This is a genomic window from Burkholderia sp. BCC1993 (assembly GCF_905339865.1).
In the GTDB taxonomy this organism is placed as follows: Bacteria; Pseudomonadota; Gammaproteobacteria; order Burkholderiales; family Burkholderiaceae; genus Burkholderia.
The window spans coordinates 1-18019 of record NZ_CAJPGZ010000027.1 but is presented as its reverse complement, the minus strand read 5'-3'; the positions used below and the strand labels follow the sequence as shown (position 1 = coordinate 18019).

General features: G+C 66.4%; 14 protein-coding genes. 7 read left to right on the top strand and 7 right to left on the bottom strand.

Annotated elements, in window-relative coordinates:
* The first annotated feature begins 215 nt into the window (after positions 1–215).
* Positions 216–1064 carry an ammonia-dependent NAD(+) synthetase gene (gene nadE, locus U4Y91_RS33915; RefSeq protein WP_321808725.1) on the top strand — a complete coding sequence of 283 codons (849 nt, stop codon included), beginning with the start codon at positions 216–218 and terminating at the stop codon, positions 1062–1064.
* Positions 1065–1139: 75 nt separating this feature from the next.
* Here the strand turns inward: nadE and U4Y91_RS33910 are convergent, their stop codons facing one another.
* From U4Y91_RS33910 to U4Y91_RS33900, 3 genes are all read right to left on the bottom strand, one after another.
* A complete protein-coding gene (locus U4Y91_RS33910; protein ID WP_321808724.1) occupies positions 1140–2816 on the bottom strand; it encodes a S10 family serine carboxypeptidase-like protein in 1677 nt (558 codons plus the stop codon).
* 73 nt (positions 2817–2889) lie between these two features.
* Entirely contained in the window at positions 2890–4503 is a 1614-nt protein-coding gene (locus U4Y91_RS33905; protein ID WP_321808723.1) for a S53 family peptidase, read from the bottom strand.
* A 259-nt stretch (positions 4504–4762) separates the two neighbouring features.
* Positions 4763–5386: a LysE family translocator gene (locus U4Y91_RS33900; protein ID WP_321808722.1), complete on the bottom strand. Its 624-nt coding sequence runs from the start codon at positions 5384–5386 to the stop codon at positions 4763–4765.
* A gap of 134 nt (positions 5387–5520) precedes the next feature.
* Here U4Y91_RS33900 and U4Y91_RS33895 point away from each other — a divergent pair, with 134 nt between their 5' ends.
* The gene (locus U4Y91_RS33895) at positions 5521–5985 is read left to right on the top strand and encodes an Lrp/AsnC family transcriptional regulator (RefSeq protein ID WP_044848788.1); all 465 of its coding nucleotides are present in this window, start codon (positions 5521–5523) and stop codon (positions 5983–5985) included.
* A 77-nt stretch (positions 5986–6062) separates the two neighbouring features.
* Here the strand turns inward: U4Y91_RS33895 and U4Y91_RS33890 are convergent, their stop codons facing one another.
* Entirely contained in the window at positions 6063–6974 is a 912-nt protein-coding gene (locus U4Y91_RS33890) for a LysR family transcriptional regulator (RefSeq protein WP_321808721.1), read from the bottom strand.
* Between the two features lie 150 nt (positions 6975–7124).
* Here U4Y91_RS33890 and speB point away from each other — a divergent pair, with 150 nt between their 5' ends.
* Positions 7125–8081, top strand: coding sequence for an agmatinase (gene speB / locus U4Y91_RS33885; protein ID WP_321808720.1), 957 nt, complete (start codon positions 7125–7127; stop codon positions 8079–8081).
* Positions 8082–8134: 53 nt separating this feature from the next.
* The gene (locus tag U4Y91_RS33880; protein WP_321808719.1) at positions 8135–9460 is read left to right on the top strand and encodes an MFS transporter; all 1326 of its coding nucleotides are present in this window, start codon (positions 8135–8137) and stop codon (positions 9458–9460) included.
* 174 nt (positions 9461–9634) lie between these two features.
* On the opposite strand, the gene metE is transcribed toward U4Y91_RS33880, so the two are convergent.
* The gene (metE, locus tag U4Y91_RS33875) at positions 9635–11929 is read right to left on the bottom strand and encodes a 5-methyltetrahydropteroyltriglutamate--homocysteine S-methyltransferase (RefSeq protein WP_321808718.1); all 2295 of its coding nucleotides are present in this window, start codon (positions 11927–11929) and stop codon (positions 9635–9637) included.
* A gap of 127 nt (positions 11930–12056) precedes the next feature.
* Here metE and U4Y91_RS33870 point away from each other — a divergent pair, with 127 nt between their 5' ends.
* From U4Y91_RS33870 to U4Y91_RS33860, 3 genes are all read left to right on the top strand, one after another.
* On the top strand, positions 12057–12965 hold the full coding sequence (locus U4Y91_RS33870) for a LysR family transcriptional regulator (RefSeq protein ID WP_124488697.1): 909 nt from the start codon (positions 12057–12059) through the stop codon (positions 12963–12965).
* A gap of 221 nt (positions 12966–13186) precedes the next feature.
* Complete coding sequence (locus tag U4Y91_RS33865) at positions 13187–14779, top strand: inorganic phosphate transporter (RefSeq protein WP_321808717.1); 1593 nt, start codon at positions 13187–13189, stop codon at positions 14777–14779.
* 317 nt (positions 14780–15096) lie between these two features.
* Positions 15097–15840, top strand: coding sequence for a 2OG-Fe(II) oxygenase (locus U4Y91_RS33860; RefSeq protein ID WP_321808716.1), 744 nt, complete (start codon positions 15097–15099; stop codon positions 15838–15840).
* A gap of 253 nt (positions 15841–16093) precedes the next feature.
* Here U4Y91_RS33860 and U4Y91_RS33855 read toward each other — a convergent pair whose 3' ends face one another.
* Entirely contained in the window at positions 16094–17518 is a 1425-nt protein-coding gene (locus tag U4Y91_RS33855; protein ID WP_321808715.1) for a DHA2 family efflux MFS transporter permease subunit, read from the bottom strand.
* Between the two features lie 312 nt (positions 17519–17830).
* On the bottom strand, positions 17831–18019 hold a 189-nt coding region (locus tag U4Y91_RS33850; protein WP_321808714.1), incomplete at its 5' end, for a hypothetical protein.

Below are 18019 nucleotides of genomic sequence, written 5' to 3'. Positions count from 1 at the left end.
GCCGCGCCCCGTGGTTCGTCGTGGCGCGCCCCGCCATGCCTCGAAACGAAGCATCCGCGCGCACGCTGGGGGACGCCGCCCCGCGCGCCGCATCATGACGATGCATCGCGTCTCGCCGATGCAACGCGCGGCCGCCGGATCGCATGCCCGGCGCGGCGCCGGGCCGCGATTGCGCTTATGATGGGCGCCTTGCATTTCGTTCCGGAACCACCTTCATGACATCCGCCGATTACGCCAGCCGCCAACGCGCGATCATTGCCGAACTGAACGTCGCCCCGCACTTCGACGTCGATGCCGAAATCGCCCGCCGCGTCGATTTCCTCGCGCAGTACCTTCGTTCGACCGGCCTGCGGACCTACGTGCTCGGCATCAGCGGCGGCGTCGATTCGTCGACGGCCGGACGGCTCGCGCAGCTGGCGGTCGAACAGCTGCGCGCCGGCGGCTACGACGCCCGCTTCATCGCGATGCGCTTGCCGAACGGCGTGCAGAACGACGAAGCCGATGCGCAACGCGCGCTCGCGTTCGTGCGCGCGGACGAAACGTTCACGGTCGACGTCAAGCCCGCCGCCGACGCGATGCTCGCATCGCTCGTCGCGTCCGGCCACGCATTCGAAAACCCGGCCCAGCAGGACTTCGTGCACGGCAACATCAAGGCGCGCGAGCGCATGATCGCGCAGTACGCGGTGGCCGGCGCGCGGCGCGGCATCGTGATCGGCACCGACCACGCGGCCGAATCGCTGATGGGCTTCTTCACGAAATTCGGCGACGGCGGCGCGGACGTGCTGCCGCTCGCCGGCCTGAGCAAGCGCCGCGTGCGTGCGGTCGCCCGCGCGCTCGGCGGCGATGAACTGATCGTGATGAAGGTGCCGACGGCCGACCTCGAGGAACTGCGTCCGCTGCGCCCCGACGAGCACGCCTACGGCGTCACCTACGACGAAATCGACGATTTCCTCGAAGGCAAACCCGTCGCCGACAACGTGTACGAAACGGTGCTGCGCTTCTACGACGGTTCGCGCCACAAGCGCGCGCTGCCGTACACGCCGTTCGACTGGCCGGCCGCGTAAGCCGGCTCGTTCAGCCGCAACACCGCGCCGCGCGAACCCTGGCGGTTACGCGCGGCGCCTGCGCGACGGGCAGCGCTACGCGTGCCCGCCCGCCTTCTTCGCCTGCAGCGCGCGAATCCGCAGCCGCGCGCCCGTATCGCTGACCGTCGCGTCGTACATCGTCGCGAGATCGCGCTTGAGCGCGGTGCGCGAACCGCCGTCGAGATACACCATGTGCCCGGACGGATAGAAACGCGCGGACAGGTTCTGCCGCACCTTCTGATCCTCGAGCGGCATCTGCTGCAGGTCGATCACGGTCTGGTAGAACGGCGTGACGAAATCGTAGAGGCCGTTCGCCGACAGCACCTTCAGGTCGACGTTCAGCGCCATCACCGCGGCGAGATCGCCCGCCGTGTAGAGGATCAGGTTCCCCTGCGCATCGATGCCCTGCTGCGCGCCGGTCGGGTCGATGTGGCTGAAGTCCCAGTTCCGGAACGCCTGGTCGTTCAGGTCCGTGAACGCGGAATTCGACGTGAACTTCAGCTGCTCGTTCAGGTAGCTGTTCCACATCGCCGTGTAGACGCCCGTCACGGCCGTCATCGTCGGATCGTTGCCGCCCGAGTTCGGGTCGATCTTGCCGGCGATGCCCGACGAGATCCCGGTCACGCGGCCGTCGTACGACCCGAGCGCGAGCCCCTGCGCGTGCAGCAGCGTCGTCAGGAACAGCGAATTGCCGCGCGTGTCGTAGCCCGCGATGTCGAGGCTCCACGACTGTAGCGTCGCCGTATCGATACCCGTGTATCGCGACAGCTTCTGCACGGCGGCCGGTTCCGCATGCGGAACCGAGCGCAGCGCCTTCAGGTAGTCGGTACGCGCGAATTGCGCGACTTCCTCGACGAACGCGCCGAGATCGGTCGGCGCGGGCGCGACGCCGAGCTTCTTGTGATACCACGCGTCGGCCGCCGCGGTCGGCAGCGCGCCGACCGGGTTGCCGGCCTGCCGGTAGTCGAGGATCGACGACTGCAGCGTGACGCCGTTCAGGTCGACGCCGTCCTCGTGCAGCTTGTACGCGAGCACGCAGCTGCGCGCGGTGCCGTACGACTCGCCGAACAGGTACTTCGGCGAATTCCAGCGGTTGTTCTTCGTCAGGTAGCGCTTGATGAACTGCTTCAGCGAATCCGCATCCTGGTCGACGCCCCAGAAATTGCGGTTCTTGTTCGGCGCGACGGCCGCCGAATAACCGGTGCCGACCGGGTTGATGAACACCAGGTCGCTGTGGTCGATCATGCTGTCCGGATTGTCTTCCATCTGATACGGCGCGGGCGGCGTGAACCCCGGCATCGACGTCCTGATGCGCTTCGGCGCGAACGAGCCGAGCAGCACGAACACCGACGACGACCCGGGCCCGCCGTTGTAGAAGAACGTGACGGGCCGCGTTTCCTCCTTCGCGCCGTCGGCCGTGAACGCGACGTAGAAGAGCTTCGCGGCCGGCTGCGAGCTGCTCGGGTCGACCGTCACGAGGTGGCCGGCCGTCGCCGTGTACGCGATACGCTTGCCGTCGATCAGGATCGTGTGATGCGTGATCGCGGCCGCTTCGGTCGTGTCGGTCACCGAGTCGTCGGGACCGTTGCCGTACGCGACCGGATCGAAGAACGGCTGGTCGCGGCCGTGGCTCAGCGCGACCGGACTGATGGTCGGCGGCACGCCATGCGAATTGTGGTCGCCGTGATGCAGCGGATACACGCCGCCGGAAGATGCGGAATCGATGCCCATCGTGCTGCTCCTGGAGGTGAAAAAAGACGCGGGCAGGAAACCCGCGTCGCGTGGAAAGGCCGGCGCCGGCGCGTCAGCTCGACGGCTTGCGCGCGAGGATCGCCGCGAGTTTCGCGCCGTCGGGGCTGCCGAGGCCCGTGCACGCGTCCCAGCCGGACGCGGCGGCATACGTGCCGTTCGAGCCTTTCGTGATGTCGCGCAACGCGCCGGGATTCTTGTACAGCGCCGGGTTGATCCAGCCGGACGATGCACTCGCCGCCGCACTGGCCGCCGCACTCGCCGCCGCATTGATCCGTGCGATCAGCGCGGCCCACAACGGCGCGACCGCGCTCGTGCCGCCCATCACCGCGGCCGTACCGGCGACCGACACCTCGTAGCCCGTCTGCGGCGATGCATCGGCGGCGACGTCCGGCACGCCGCGCTTCGCGAGCGGCGTGGTGCTGCCGTCGGCGCGCGTGACGGTCAATCCCTTCTGCCACGCCGGCAGGTCGAACAGCGTGCTGACACCACCGCCACCCGCGCCGCCGCCGGCCGCCTCGTCGTTCCACGCGACTTCGCTGCGAATACCCTGCCCCGGCAGCGCATCGAGCTGCGTGCCGCCGCAGCCGAGCACGTACGGACTCGACGCCGGGAAGTCGACGTGATCCGTGCCGTCCTGCAGCCCGTCGCCCGAGCCGCTATCGCCCGATGCCGCGCACACCGTGATCCCCTGCGCGGCGGCCGCCTGCAGCACGCGGTTGAACGCATGCGCCGACTGCGCCTGCCAGATCGCTTCCGGCCCGCCCCAGCTGATCGAGATCACCGACGGCCGGTTGGTCTTGTCGGTGACGGCCGCGTTGACGGCCTGGACGAAGCCCGCGTCGCTGTTCGGCGCGAAATAGACGGCGAGCTTCGCGGCGGGCGCGATCGCACCGGCGATCTCGATGTCGAGCGCGACTTCGCCGTCCGGACCGTTCGCCTCGCCGGTCGGCGCATTGCGGCCGGTGCCGACGTTCACGTCGACGAGCGTCGGCGGCGTCTTGATGCCGAGCCCGTGGAAATACTGCTGGATATCGGCCGCGCGATAGCCGCCGCCGAGTTCGACGATCGCGATGCATTGTCCGGCACCGTCGCCGGCCGGAAAGCCGTACAGCGATGCGAGCTGGATCGGCGTGAACGTGACGGCGGGCGCGCCGCGCGCGGGCTGGAACGGTGGACGCAGCCGGAAGTGCGGCCGCGCCTGCGGACGGCTGTCGAGGCCGAGCACGGCCGTGACGGCATCGCCGAGCTCGTCCGGCAGCGCGATCGGGCCCGAGCGGCCGCGGTACTGGCCGATCGAACGATGCTCGAAACGCTCGAGCTTCACGCTGAATGCCGCTTCGAACTGCTGGATCGAGCCGGACAGCACGACGACGCTTTCGACCGGATCGACGCGATCGACCGTGAGCTTGTGACGGCGCGCGAAGTCCTCGGTCTTGCGGATGTCGTCGGGATTGGCGGAGAAACGCTGCGCGAACGCTTCGCGCGACAGCGGTTTCGCCTGTGCGTCGCCGGTGGCGAGCTGCTGGACCAACGTGTCGAGTTGCCCTTCTTCCTGCCGCCGCAACATGATCGTGACGTGGATACGTTCTGCCGGATCGCACGGGCCGAGACACTTCGACTCGGCGACGATCCGGGGTTCACGGTCGGCGTGAAGATGCCTTGCCATGTTCAGACCCTCCTTGGTACCGCGTTGCACGGAACAGCCAGGAAATCGGACATAGCCGGCGGAAGTCGGTTCCGTTCGGTCAGTCGGTTCGCGAAAGCGCGAAGTTACAGGGAGTTTAGATCAGTCAGATGATTTACGCGCACGCCCTTCCGCCCCAAGGCATGCGCGCGAAGCCCGGCATGGCGCCCGGCCCGCGTTCGGCAGCGCATCGCGGCCGCGCAGCGAGTCCACCCGCGCGGCCGTGATGCAATGCAGCGACTCAATCCATCGACAGGCGCAGCGCGAACCCGATCAACGCCGCGGAAAACGTCCAGCGCTGGACCGTCTGCGCGAGCGGATGCGCGCGCATCCACGCCGCGATGCGCGACGCGCCGAACACGCATGCGAGGTCGAAACACACGCCGGCCGCGACGAGCAGCGCGCCGAGCTCGAACATCTGCCACACGACGGGCCCGGCCTCGGGGCGCACGAACTGCGGCAGCAGCACCGAGCAGAACAGCAGTGCCTTCGGATTCAGCAGGTTCGTCAGCAGCCCCTTGAAGAACGACTGCCGCAGTTCGCCCGGCGCCGCCGCATCGCCGTCGCCGAGCGCGAACACCGGCGAGCGGAACACCTGGATCGCGACGTAAGCGAGATAAAGCGCGCCGCCGTAGCGGATCACTTCGTACAGCCACGGCGCACTGCGGATCAGCGCCGCGACGCCGCAGGCGGACAGCGTCACGTGCGCGGCGCGCGACAGCGACAGGCCGGCCGCCGCCGCCATGCCCGGGCGCACGCCGCGGCCGATGCTGGTCTGCAGCACGAGCGCCATGTCGGGCCCGGGCACCGCGTAGATGGCCGCCAGCGCGGCGAGATAAATCAACAGCAAATGCGTGGAAATCATGGTCCGCCCCCGTTCTTCAATGACGATATGTTGCCGCTGAAGGGAGAGGGATTATTGGCCATCTTTGGCTCAGGATTGGCGTTCCATGGTGGAATCCGCCACAATCACGGAATCAAGGAAAGGATTCCGCCAACATGACCGAGCTCGACAAAACCGATCGCGCGATCCTCGCCGCGGTGCAGCGCGACGGCCGCCTGCCGATCGCGCGTCTAGCCGATTCCGTCGGCCTGTCCGAGACGCCGTGCGCACGGCGCCTGAAGCGTCTCGAAAACGACGGCTACATCGAGCGCTACCGCGCGCAGCTGTCGCGCCAGGCGCTCGGCTTCGGCGTCGTCGCATTCGTGCTCGTGCGGTTCGCGACGCACGACCGCAAGGTCGCCGACCGGTTCGAACGGGAAGTGCTCGGCATCGAGCGGATCCTCGCGTGCCACAACGTCGCGGGCACGGCGGACTACCTGCTGCAGGTCGTCGCGCGCGATCTCGACGACTACGGCACGTTCCTGCGCGACTCGCTGCGGATGCTGCCGGGCGTCACGTCGATCGAATCGGCGTTGTCGTTGCGGGAGGTGAAGCACGATGCGGGGTTGCCGGTGCCGTGATGCGGCAGTGACCCGCTCCGGCGTGACATTCGTTCACGTTGCCGGCCTGAGGCGACCGCGCGCGACCTCATGCGACCTCACACGACATCGGGCGATTGATGCGCGCGCTCGAGATCCTCGAGAAACGCTTCGACGAGCGGATCGCCGCGCCCGTCGCGCGCCACGACCATGTGGAACGTGACGTCGTAGTGCAGCTGGTCCGGATTGAGCGGCGCAAGCAGCCCCTGCGCGACATACGGCGCCGCAAAGTGCTGCGGCAGATAGCCGAGGTGATGGCCTGACAGGATCAGCAGCGCGACGGCCTCCATGTTGTCGGCTGTCGCCGTCACGCGATCGGGCGTCGTCGACATCTGCGCCTCCGGCAGCGGATACGAGCGCCACGCCCATTCGAATCCCGCGACGTCGGCCGGCGTCAGCGCGCCGGCGCGTTCGAACAGCGGATGGCCGCGCCCGCAGTACGCCACCTGCCGCTCGATGAACAGCGGCGTGTAGTGCAGCGACGGCACGCGGTGCCAGAAATAACCGACCGCGATCTGGATCTCGTTGCTCAGCAGCTTTTCCTCGAGATCGCCCGGCGCGCGCACCGAGATCGAGAAGCGCACGGCCTCGTCGCGCGTGCGGAACGCGGCGATCGCCTCGGCGATCCGTGCGTTCTGGCTGACCGGCGTATGGCCGATCAGGCCGATGTGCAACGTGCCGACCAGCTGGCGGTCCATGTGCCGCGCCGCCATCCCGAATTCGTCGAGCGCGGCGAGCAGCTTGCGGCTCATCGCGTGGAACCGCTCGCCTTTCGGCGTGAGCCGGAAGCCGCTGCGGCCGCGCTCGCAGAGCCGGTAGCCGAGCCGTGTCTCGAGCGACGACAGCTGCGCGCTGATCGTCGACTGGCCGACGTTCAGGATCGCCTGCGCGGCCGACACGCCGCCCGCGTCCGTGACCGCGAGAAACACGCGGATCAACCGCAGATCGAGGGTCGACAGATTCCCCAGCACGCTATTCCCCTTTTGTTCCCCTTCCATACATCGATGAAAATCGATGTTTACGTCGATATCTTCGCATTCTTCTTTCCGGCCGGACGCGTAAAACTATGTGCCAGGCCGCGTCGAATGATACGGCAACCCCACATCGGAAGAGACAAGCCCATGAACGACCACACCCATTTCCAGCCGCTCGGCGGCAATGAAATGCCGCGCAGCGGCGGCATCGCGACGATGATGCGCCTGCCGCACGTGGCGAGCGCCGAAGGCCTCGACGCCTGTTTCGTCGGCGTGCCGTTCGACCTCGGCACCTCCAACCGCACCGGCGCGCGCTTCGGCCCGCGCCAGATCCGCACGGAATCCGTGCTGCTGCGCCCGTACAACATGGCCACACGCGCAGCGCCGTTCGATTCGCTGCAGGTTGCCGATATCGGCGACGTCGCGATCAACCCGTACAACCTGCACGATTCGATCGCGCGCATCGAGGCTGCGTACGACGCGATTCTCGAGCACGACTGCAAGCCGATCACGCTCGGCGGCGACCATACGATCGCGCTGCCGATCCTGCGCGCGATCCACCGCAAGCACGGCAAGGTTGCATTGATCCACGTCGATGCACACGCCGACGTGAACGACACGATGATGGGCGAGAAGATCGCGCACGGCACGCCGTTCCGCCGCGCGGTCGAGGAAGGCCTGCTGCTCGGCGACAAGGTCACGCAGATCGGCCTGCGCGGCACCGGCTACGCCGCCGAGGATTTCGACTGGTGCCGCGAGCAGGGCTTCCGCGTGGTCCAGGCCGAGGAATGCTGGAACAAGTCGCTCGCGCCGCTGATGGAAGAAGTGCGCGCGCGCATCGGCGACACGCCCGTCTACATCAGCTTCGACATCGACGGCATCGACCCGGCCTACGCGCCGGGCACCGGCACGCCGGAAATCGCGGGCCTCACGGTGCCGCAGGCGCTCGAGATCATCCGCGGCGCGAAGGGGCTGAACATCGTCGGCTGCGATCTCGTCGAAGTGGCGCCGCCGTACGACCCGTTCGGCACCACGGCCCTGCTCGGCGCGAACCTCGCCTACGAGCTGCTGTGCGTGCTGCCCGGCGTCGCCTATCGCGACTGATCCCGGCACACGACCTATTCCAAATCAGAGGATTCCAGAGGAGCACATAACAGATGGGGACATCCGTCAAGCAACCGAAGCGGGCAGCGCTCGCTTCGTTCGTCGGCACCACGATCGAGTGGTACGACTTCTATAGCTACGCGACCGCCGCCGCCATCGTGTTCGGACCGCTGTTCTTCCCCGGTGAAAGCCGTTTCGTCAGCCTGCTCGCGTCGTTCGGCTCGTTCGCGGTCGGCTTCTTCGCGCGGCCGCTCGGCGGCGTGATGTTCGGCTATCTCGGCGACCGCTTCGGCCGCAAGCGCTCGCTGCTCGCGACGCTGATGCTGATGGCCGTGTCGACGGTCGCGATCGGCCTGTTGCCGACCCATGCGCAGGCCGGTGTGATCGCGCCGATCCTCCTGGTGCTGATGCGCGTGCTGCAAGGCATCGCCGTCGGCGGCGAATGGGGCGGCGCGGTGCTGCTCGCCGGCGAGCATGCGCCCGAAGGCAAGCGCACGTTCTTCGCGTCGTTCGCGCAGCTCGGCAGCGCGAGCGGCCTGATCCTGTCGATGCTCGCGTTCGGCGCGATCAGCACGCTGTCGAAGGACGACATGATGAGCTGGGGCTGGCGCGTGCCGTTCCTCGCGAGCGCCGTGTTGCTGGCGGTCGGCTTCGTGATCCGCGCGAGCGTGTCCGAGTCGCCCGAGTTCGAGGAAGTCAGGAAGAGCGGCAACATCGCGCAAAAGCCGCTGCGTGAAGCACTCAAGTACTGGCCGCTGCTGCTGCTCGCGATTGGCGCGAACGTGTACGGCATCGCCGGCGTGTATTTCAGCAACATCTTCATGATCAGCTACGCGACGCAGTTCCTGTCGCTCGACCGGTCGATGGTGCTGCATTGCATGACGATCGTCGCGGTGCTGCAGTTCGTCGTGCAGCTCGCCGCCGCGTTCCTCGCGCAGCGCTTCGGCACGACGCGCGTGCTGCTGATCACCGGCGCGTGGGCCGCGATCGTGCCGTTCGTGATGCTGCCGCTCGTGCACCTCGGCACGCCGCTGTCGATCACGGTCGGCGTCGGCCTCGCGACGCTCGCCGAATCGGGCTACTACTCGGTGGTCGCCGGTTTCGTCAGCGGCATCTTCATCGCACGCATCCGCTATACGGCGATCTCGATCGCGTACCAGGTGTGCGGCGCGCTCGCCGGCGGTCTCACGCCGCTCGTCGCCACGCTGATCGCGCAGAACACCGCGCCGCAATGGTGGCCGCTCGCGATCCAGTACACGAGCGCCGCCGTGCTGTCGTCGCTGTGCGTGTGGCTGATCTCGCGCCGCGTCAGCATCGACGATGCCGGCGCACCGGGCAGGGCGGACGAAGCGCTGCCGCGCGGTGCGCGTACCGCGTAACTTCACGCAAACGGGCAGGCGACATCGCCTGCCCGTTTGCGTCGGGCGTTGGGCGATACGCCGCAACGCCCCGCCTCGCCCCGGACATTCATTGCGACAAACGACCCGCCCATGCGGGCCGCTTGTTTGCCGCCCGATCGTCGATCGGGACGGCCGGCGCGCAGCGTTCGCGCGTCATTGCACCTGGCTGCGCAGCGTCTTCGCCGCGGCGACCATATTCGTCAGCGCCGGAATCACTTCCGCCCACTGACGCGTCTTCAGCCCGCAGTCCGGGTTCACCCACAGGCGCTCCGCCGGAATCCGCTCGGCCGCCTTCTTCATCAGGCCGACGATGTGATCCTGCGTCGGGATGTTCGGCGAATGGATGTCGTACACGCCCGGCCCGATCTCGTTCGGATACCTGAAGCTGTCGAACGCATCGAGCAGTTCCATGTCCGAGCGCGACGTCTCGATCGTGATCACGTCCGCATCCATGTCGGCGATCGACGCGATGATGTCGTTGAACTCCGAATAGCACATGTGCGTATGAATCTGCGTATCGTCCCGCACACCGTTCGCGGTGATGCGGAACGACTCGACCGCCCACTTCAGGTACGCGCCCCATTGCGCGCGACGCAGCGGCAGCCCTTCGCGCAGCGCGGCCTCGTCGATCTGGATCACGCGCACGCCGGCCTGCTCGAGATCGAGCACTTCGTCGCGGATCGCGAGCGCAAGCTGATGGCACGACACCGAACGCGGCTGGTCGTCGCGCACGAACGACCAGTTCAGGATCGTCACCGGGCCGGTCAGCATGCCCTTCATCGGCTTGTTCGTCAGCGACTGCGCGTACGCGATCCATTCGACCGTCATCGCCTTCGGGCGGCTGATGTCGCCGAACAGGATCGGCGGCTTCACGCAGCGCGAACCGTACGACTGCACCCAGCCGAACTGGCTGAATGCGTAGCCGTCGAGCTGCTCGCCGAAGTATTCGACCATGTCGTTGCGTTCGGCTTCGCCGTGCACGAGCACGTCGAGCTCGAGCGATTCCTGTTCGCGCACGCTGCGCGCGATTTCCGCTTGCATCGCCGCGCGGTAGCCGGCTTCATCCAGCGCGCCGGCCTTGAACCGGCTGCGCGCCTGGCGGATCTCGGCAGTCTGCGGGAACGAGCCGATCGTCGTCGTCGGGAAGGCCGGCAGGTTCAGGCGCGCCGACTGCTTCGGCGCACGCTGCGGGTACGGGCTCGCACGGTTGCCGAGCTGCGCGTCGATGCGCGCGATCGCGGCCTTCACCGCCGGGTTGTTCACGCGCGGCGAGCGGCGGCGCGAGCCGATCGCGGCCGCGTTCGCAGCGAGCGCGTCGGCCACCTCGTCGCGGCCTTCGTTCAGCGCGGTCGCGAGCACCTTCAGTTCGTCGAGCTTCTGCAGCGCGAATGCGAGCCACGAGCGGATCTCCGCGTCGAGCGTCTGCTCGCTCGCGAGATCGACCGGCACGTGCAGCAGCGAGCACGACGGTGCGAGCCACAGGCGATCGCCCAGTTGCTTCGCGAGCGGCTCGAGCCAGTCGAGCGCCGCGTTCAGGTCCGTCTTCCAGATGTTGCGTCCGTTGATCGCGCCGACCGACAGCACGCGCCCGGCCGGCAGTTCGCGCACGAGTGCGTCGATTTCGTCGCGGGCGTTGATCGCGTCGACATGCAGGCCGTCGACCGGCAGCGAGGCCGCGAGCGCCAGGTTGTCCTGCAGCTGGCCGAAATACGTCGCGAGCAGCAGCTTGATGCGGCGCGTCTCGAGCGCATCGTATGCCGTGCGCAGCGCCTGGCGCCACGCGGCGTCGAGCTCGGTCACGAGGATCGGCTCGTCGATCTGCACCCATTCGACGCCTTGCGCGGTCAGCGTGTCGAGCAGCGCGCCATATACCGGCAGCAGCTTCGGCAGCAGCGCGAGGCGATCGGAATCGTCCTTCGCCTTGCCGAGCCACAGATACGTGACGGGGCCGAGGATCACCGGCTTCGCGGCGACGCCCTGCGCCTGCGCTTCCGCCAGTTGCTGGAGCAGGCGCGACGGATCGAGCGAGAAGTTCGTATCCGCATGGAATTCCGGGACGATGTAGTGATAGTTCGTGTCGAACCACTTCGTCATTTCACCGGCCGCGACTCCGCCGCAGCATGCCGCGTGTGCGTCCGCCGACTGCGCCGAGCGGCCGCGCGCGACGCGGAAATAGTTGTCGAGCGCATCGCCATGGAAGTCCTGCACGCGTTTCGGCAAGTTGCCGAGCGTGAAGCTCATGTCGAGCACCTGGTCGTAGAACGCGAAATCGCCGATCGGCACGAGATCGAGGTCGCGCTGGTCGTTCCAGTGGCGCTGGCGGAGTTCGGCGCCGAGTGCCTTCAGCGCGTCGCGCGACGACTCGCCCTTCCAGTAGCGTTCGAGACCGAACTTGAGTTCGCGCTTCGCGCCGATGCGCGGAAAACCGAGGTTGTGGGTCGTAACCATGAAGCTGCCGTCCTGAAGAAATAGTCGATCCGGCAGCCATCATAGGGATTTCATCCCATGAAATAAAATGGCATTATTTCATTCATCCATTAAATCTGTTCATGTATCTGTTGGGCAAGCGATATCCATGCTGGAACGATTCCATCTCGTCGTGATCCGCGAAGTCGAGCGCCAGGGCTCGTTGACGGCGGCCGCCAACGCGCTGCATCTCACGCAATCGGCGCTCAGCCATACCGTCCGGAAAATCGAGCAGCAACTCGGCACGCCGATCTGGGACCGGGAAGGACGCGGCCTGCGGCTCACGCAGGGCGGGCAGTATCTGCTGAAGCTGGCGAACCGGCTGCTGCCGCAGTTCGAGCTCGCCGAGGAGCGCATGAAGCAGTACGCGAAGGGCGAGCGCGGCACGCTGCGCATCGGGATGGAATGCCATCCGTGCTACCAGTGGCTGCTGAAGGTCGTGTCGCCGTACCTGTCGCGCTGGCCGGACGTCGACGTCGACGTGAAGCAGCGCTTCCAGTTCGGCGGCATCGGTGCGCTGTTCGGCCATGACATCGACGTGCTCGTGACGCCCGACCCGCTGAACAAGCCGGGCCTGCGCTTCGATCCCGTGTTCGATTACGAACAGGTGCTGGTGGTCGCGGATGCGCACCGTTTCGCGAACGCCGACTACGTGACGCCCGAGCAGCTGACCGACGAGATCCTGATTACCTACCCGGTCGAGACCGACCGGCTCGACATCTACAACCAGTTCCTGACGCCGGCCGGCATCGTGCCGCGGCGTCACAAGTCGATCGAAACGACCGACATCATGCTGCAGATGGTGGCGAGCGGGCGCGGCGTGGCCGCGCTGCCAAGATGGCTTGCAGATGAATACGCGGACCGGATGCCGGTCGTGCCGGTCAAGCTCGGCAAGAAAGGGATCGCGAAACAGATCTTCCTCGGCATCCGCGAGGCGGATGCGTCAATCGACTATCTGGCCGCATTCGTCGCGCTGGCGCGTGAATCGACATGGAGCGCGCCGCGCATGCTGCGCTAGCCGCGCTCGCGCCGTGCGCGCTTCCCGCGGCCCGCATGCCGGTGCGCGGGCCCGTGTTCACGATATGGATGACGACGCGAGCCGGCACGACATGTCGCAATTCGACGTAACGGCACCCTCCCTTACACATCTGTAAGACGATGATTCGAGGTCCCGACTGTCATCAAACTGACTGGTAGCGAAAGCTAGGATCAGACGCGGTTCCCTTACGAGATGCCGTCATGAATCAACCTGCTTCGTCCGCACCGAACAATTCGGGTTCCGTCGAACGCACCAGGCAGGTCGGCTATGCCGTCTTTCTGCTGGTGCTCGCGTTCGGCGCCCTCTATATCGCCACGCACCTGATCGCCGATCTGTCGCCGGTCCGCGAAGGCTCGCTGTTTCCGTACCTGATGCTCGGCGCCGCGCTGCTGATCGCGCTCGGCTTCGAATTCGTCAACGGCTTCCACGACACTGCAAACGCGGTCGCCACCGTGATCTATACGCACTCGCTGACGCCGAACGTCGCGGTGATCTGGTCCGGCATGTGGAACTTCCTCGGCGTGATGGTCTCGAGCGGCGCCGTCGCGTTCGGCATCCTGCAGTTGCTGCCGGTCGAGCTGATCCTGCAGGTCGGCAGCGGCGCAGGCTTCGCGATGGTGTTCGCGCTGCTGATCGCCGCGATCGTGTGGAACCTCGCGACCTGGTATTTCGGATTGCCGTCGTCGAGCTCGCATACGCTGATCGGGTCGATCATCGGTGTCGGTCTGATGAACCAGCTGATGCACGGGCCGTCAGGCACGAGCGGTGTCGACTGGGGCCAGGCGCTCGGCGTCGGCAAGTCGCTGCTGTTCTCGCCGATCGTCGGCTTCCTGTGCGCGGCACTGCTGCTGCTCGTGCTGAAGGCGCTCGTGCGGATTCCGGAGTTGTACAAGGAGCCGCCGAAGGATCAGCCGCCGCCGTTCTGGATTCGCTGCCTGCTGATCCTGACCTGCACGGGCGTGTCGTTCGCGCACGGGTCGAACGACGGGCAGAAAGGGATGGGCCTCATCATGCTGATCCTGATCGGCACGGTGCCGACCGCGTATGCGCTGAACAAGGCCGTCACGCCGGCCGAAACGCAGACCTTCGTCGCCGTCGCGAACCAGGCTGCCGCGACGTTCGGGAAGTACACGAACGGCGTCGCGCCGTCCGCGAACCCGCGTGCCGACGTCGAACACTACGTGCAGCATCGTGAACTGACGCCCGCCGTGCTGCCGGCCGTGCAGCAGCTGTCCGCGTCGCTCGCGAACGCGGTCGGCGCGTCGGGGTCGATGGCGGCGGTGCCGCAACGCGACGTCGATAACGTGCGCAACACGATGTATCTGGTGTCCGAAGCCATTCGCCTGATCGAGAAGTCGGGGCAGCCCGCGTTCGCCGCCGACGACAAGCTCGCGATCGACAACTATCGCAAGCAGCTCGACCACGCGACCAAGTTCATTCCGACTTGGGTGAAGGTGGCTGTCGCGATCGCACTGGGCCTCGGCACGATGGTCGGCTGGAAACGGATCGTCGTGACCGTCGGCGAGAAAATCGGCAAGGAGCATTTGACGTATGGGCAGGGCGCGTCGGCCGAACTCGTCGCGATGCTGACGATCGGCGCCGCCGACGTGTACGGGCTGCCCGTGTCGACGACGCACGTGCTGTCGTCGGGTGTCGCGGGCACGATGGCGGCGAACGGATCCGGATTGCAGTGGAGCACGGTGCGCAGCCTCGTGCTCGCGTGGGTGCTGACGCTGCCCGCGTCGATCGTACTGGCTGGCGGGCTCTACTGGTTGTTCCGGTCGGTGGCTTGATCGGGGAAACGGCAGGTGGCCGGTGAAAACCGGCCGCCTGCCGTGGAAGGTTCCTCAGTCGCTTCTCCGCTTCTCCGCTTCTCCGCTTCTCCGCTTCTCCGCTCCGACACATCGCGGCATCCAATGTGTCCGTGCCGCGTTCCCAACCTTTCCCTCCCCCTTCCGAATTGAAGCGCAAGATCTGGAGCGCGCCGGCACGCGGACGCCGCTAGACTGGGTTCATCGACTTTCATCGTGGCTTCAACCGTGCACGCGACGCTGGCGAGTATTTCGCGCGACCGTACGGCGCCACACTGCTGACGAACCGAGGGATGCCCGTGAATATCGCCGATCTGCAACCTGCCGTCGAATCGCCGGACATCGCGCAACGCGTCGACGCAATCGACTGGCCGACCGTCGATGTCGAGCTCGATCGCTACGGATGTGCGCGGGTACCAGGCCTGATCTCCACAAGCGAGTGCGATGCGCTCGCCTCGCTCTATGCGCGGGATGCGCTCTACCGTTCACGCGTCGTGATGGCACGGCACGGGTTCGGGCGCGGCGAATACAAATACTTCGCGTACCCGCTGCCTGCGGTCGTCGCCGAGTTGCGCGCGACGCTCTATCCGCGTCTCGCGCCAATCACGAATCGCTGGAACCAGGCACTCGGGATCGACGTCCGCTATCCGAAAGAGCACCGGACCTTCCTCGATCGCTGCCACGCGGCAGGACAGACACGCCCGACGCCGCTGATCCTGCAATACGGGCCTGACGACTACAACTGTCTCCATCAAGACCTGTATGGCGAGCATGTCTTTCCGCTCCAGGTCGCGATCCTGTTGTCGGCACCTGGACGGGATTTCACGGGCGGCGAGTTCGTGCTGACGGAACAGCGGCCACGCATGCAGTCACGCGCGGAAGTGGTGCCGCTCATGCAAGGCGACGCGGTGATCTTCGCCGTGCACGGCAGGCCCGTGCAGGGAACGCGCGGCGTCTACCGCGTCAACTTGCGCCATGGTGTGAGCAGAATTCGAAGCGGCCACCGCCACACGGTCGGCATCATCTTCCATGACGCACAGTGACGGCCCGCGGAGCGAACATGGCGCTGTCGTGCCATTCGCACGCGGACGGGGGCGTGCAACCGGCACCGCACGTCGTTGCTCGAGGCTCGTTGTACCCTGGCGTCGCCGTACGGTCCGCTCATCGCCCGCGGTAACGGATAACGGGTGTGCCGCCCGTCGGACCATCGTCGCCTTGACCGATCGATGTTTCAGGTGAGCGACGAAAAGCCGCCGCCCTCACCTGTCACGACGCCAAGACAACGCGAGATCCGGCCTACCCTCGGGCCACATTTGCCCGCAGGCGATCGCCAGCATCGGAAGCCAGCCGCGCATAGCCCGGCAACGTCAGCAGCGCGAGCACGCCCGCCGCAACGAACGCCCAGCGAAAATCGTCGAGTACGTAGTGCATGCCGACTGCGTCGCCACGTACCAACGCCGCGAGCCGCAGCGACAACGCACCGAATGCGATCCCCATCCCGATCGTCATCTGCTGCGCAGCGCTCCACAGCGTGCTGGCCGCGCTCGTCTGCCGGGCCGGGATATCCGCATACGCCAGCGTCGCGAGCGTCGTGAACTGCATCGACCGCGTGAGCCCGTAGACGAATACGACGAACAGCGTGATCGCCAGCGGCGTCGACGCGGTCAGCCAGCCGCACGCGATCGTGAAGATGCCGACGATCGTCACGTCGACGAGCGCAACGCGCCGGAAACCGAAGCGGTCGAGAATCCACGACGTTCCCGCCTTCATCCCGAGATTGCCGAGCGCGCTCGCGAGCAGCAGCAGGCCGGACTGGAACGGCGACAGCCCGAAGCCGATCTGGAACAGCAGCGGCAGCAGATATGGCACGGCGTTGATCGCCATTCGCGTGATCGAGCCGGTGATCACCGTCACCGAGAACGTCGGCACCTTCAGCGTCGTGAAATCGAGCAGCGGGTGCGCGCAGCGTTGCGCGTGCATCCACGCGGCGATGCCGAACAGCACGCTCGCCCCCACCAGAATGCCCGCGCGCGTGAAGTCGACGTCCTGCTGGCCGGCCGCTTCGGTACCGATCAGCAGACAGGTCAACGCTCCGCCGGCCAGCACGAACCCGACCCAGTCAAGCGGCCGTTGCTCATCGGCCCGTGTGTTCCGGACGATCAGCCAGGTACAGACGAGCGCAGCGATGCCGAACGGGACATTCAACAGGAAGATCCATCGCCATGACGCGTAGGTCGTGATGAAGCCACCGATCGGCGGCCCGACGACCGGCGCGACGATGCCCGGCCACGTAATCGTCGCGATCGCACGCATCAGCCTGGCCTTCTCGGTGCTGCGCACGACGATCATCCGTCCGACCGGCACCATCATCGCCCCGCCGACACCCTGCAGCAGTCGCGCGGCCGTGAACGTCACCACGCCTTCGGACAGCCCGCACAGCACCGACGCACCGGTAAAGACGAAGATGGCCGTGGCGAACACCGTACGCGAGCCATAGCGATCCGCGATCCAGCCGCTGATCGGGATGAACACCGCGAGCGCCAGCATGTAGGCTGTCATCCCGAGGCTCAAGGCGTTCGGCCCGACGCCGAACGAGCGCGCCATCTGCGGCAACGCGGTCGCGATCACGGTCGTGTCGAGATACTCCATGAAGAACGTTGCGGCGACGAGGTACGGCAAGAAGTCGGTCGTCCGACCACCTTGGGCAGGGCTGTCAGTCATGAACGGTACAGGAGACGCAATGCGAAGAATGCCGAGTTCCGGCAGGTACAGACGACGCCGGGAATCGGGACGAGTGGCGATATTACCCTGAAGGATTGGTTGCCCGCTCTGTCGGGCATGTCGCGCGAATGGACTTTATGCGCATAGATTTTTATGACGATATCGTGCCGCGTTCGCCGAATGGTGCACACGATCAGGTCGACGCGACACATCGAGGGACGGGTGGATCAAGCGGGGGATTGCGCCGCAAGGCGGCATTTATCGACAATTGCGAATCAACGTCATACATCGCCGGTCATTATGACGTCATCGTCATGCGCCTCGACATTGACTGGTGCTGACTGATGGTGGATTGGCGTGATCTGGAGAAGGATGTACCGAGTAGATCTCGGCGGGCAAAGTGGTGGGTTGTTCGAGAACCGTGGGTACATGGATTAACGCCATCGGCGCCCCAGCTCCAGCCACGTTGCACTTCGCCATTGCGCACACATTTTCTGCGCC

Coding starts and splice junctions, on each gene's coding strand:
- nadE (WP_321808725.1), top strand. CDS start 216: ATGACATCCGCCGATTACGCCAGCCGCCAACGCGCGATCATTGCCGAA.
- U4Y91_RS33910 (WP_321808724.1), bottom strand. CDS start 2,816: ATGGGCATCGATTCCGCATCTTCCGGCGGCGTGTATCCGCTGCATCAC.
- U4Y91_RS33905 (WP_321808723.1), bottom strand. CDS start 4,503: ATGGCAAGGCATCTTCACGCCGACCGTGAACCCCGGATCGTCGCCGAG.
- U4Y91_RS33900 (WP_321808722.1), bottom strand. CDS start 5,386: ATGATTTCCACGCATTTGCTGTTGATTTATCTCGCCGCGCTGGCGGCC.
- U4Y91_RS33895 (WP_044848788.1), top strand. CDS start 5,521: ATGACCGAGCTCGACAAAACCGATCGCGCGATCCTCGCCGCGGTGCAG.
- speB (WP_321808720.1), top strand. CDS start 7,125: ATGAACGACCACACCCATTTCCAGCCGCTCGGCGGCAATGAAATGCCG.
- U4Y91_RS33880 (WP_321808719.1), top strand. CDS start 8,135: ATGGGGACATCCGTCAAGCAACCGAAGCGGGCAGCGCTCGCTTCGTTC.
- metE (WP_321808718.1), bottom strand. CDS start 11,929: ATGGTTACGACCCACAACCTCGGTTTTCCGCGCATCGGCGCGAAGCGC.
- U4Y91_RS33870 (WP_124488697.1), top strand. CDS start 12,057: ATGCTGGAACGATTCCATCTCGTCGTGATCCGCGAAGTCGAGCGCCAG.
- U4Y91_RS33865 (WP_321808717.1), top strand. CDS start 13,187: ATGAATCAACCTGCTTCGTCCGCACCGAACAATTCGGGTTCCGTCGAA.
- U4Y91_RS33855 (WP_321808715.1), bottom strand. CDS start 17,518: ATGACTGACAGCCCTGCCCAAGGTGGTCGGACGACCGACTTCTTGCCG.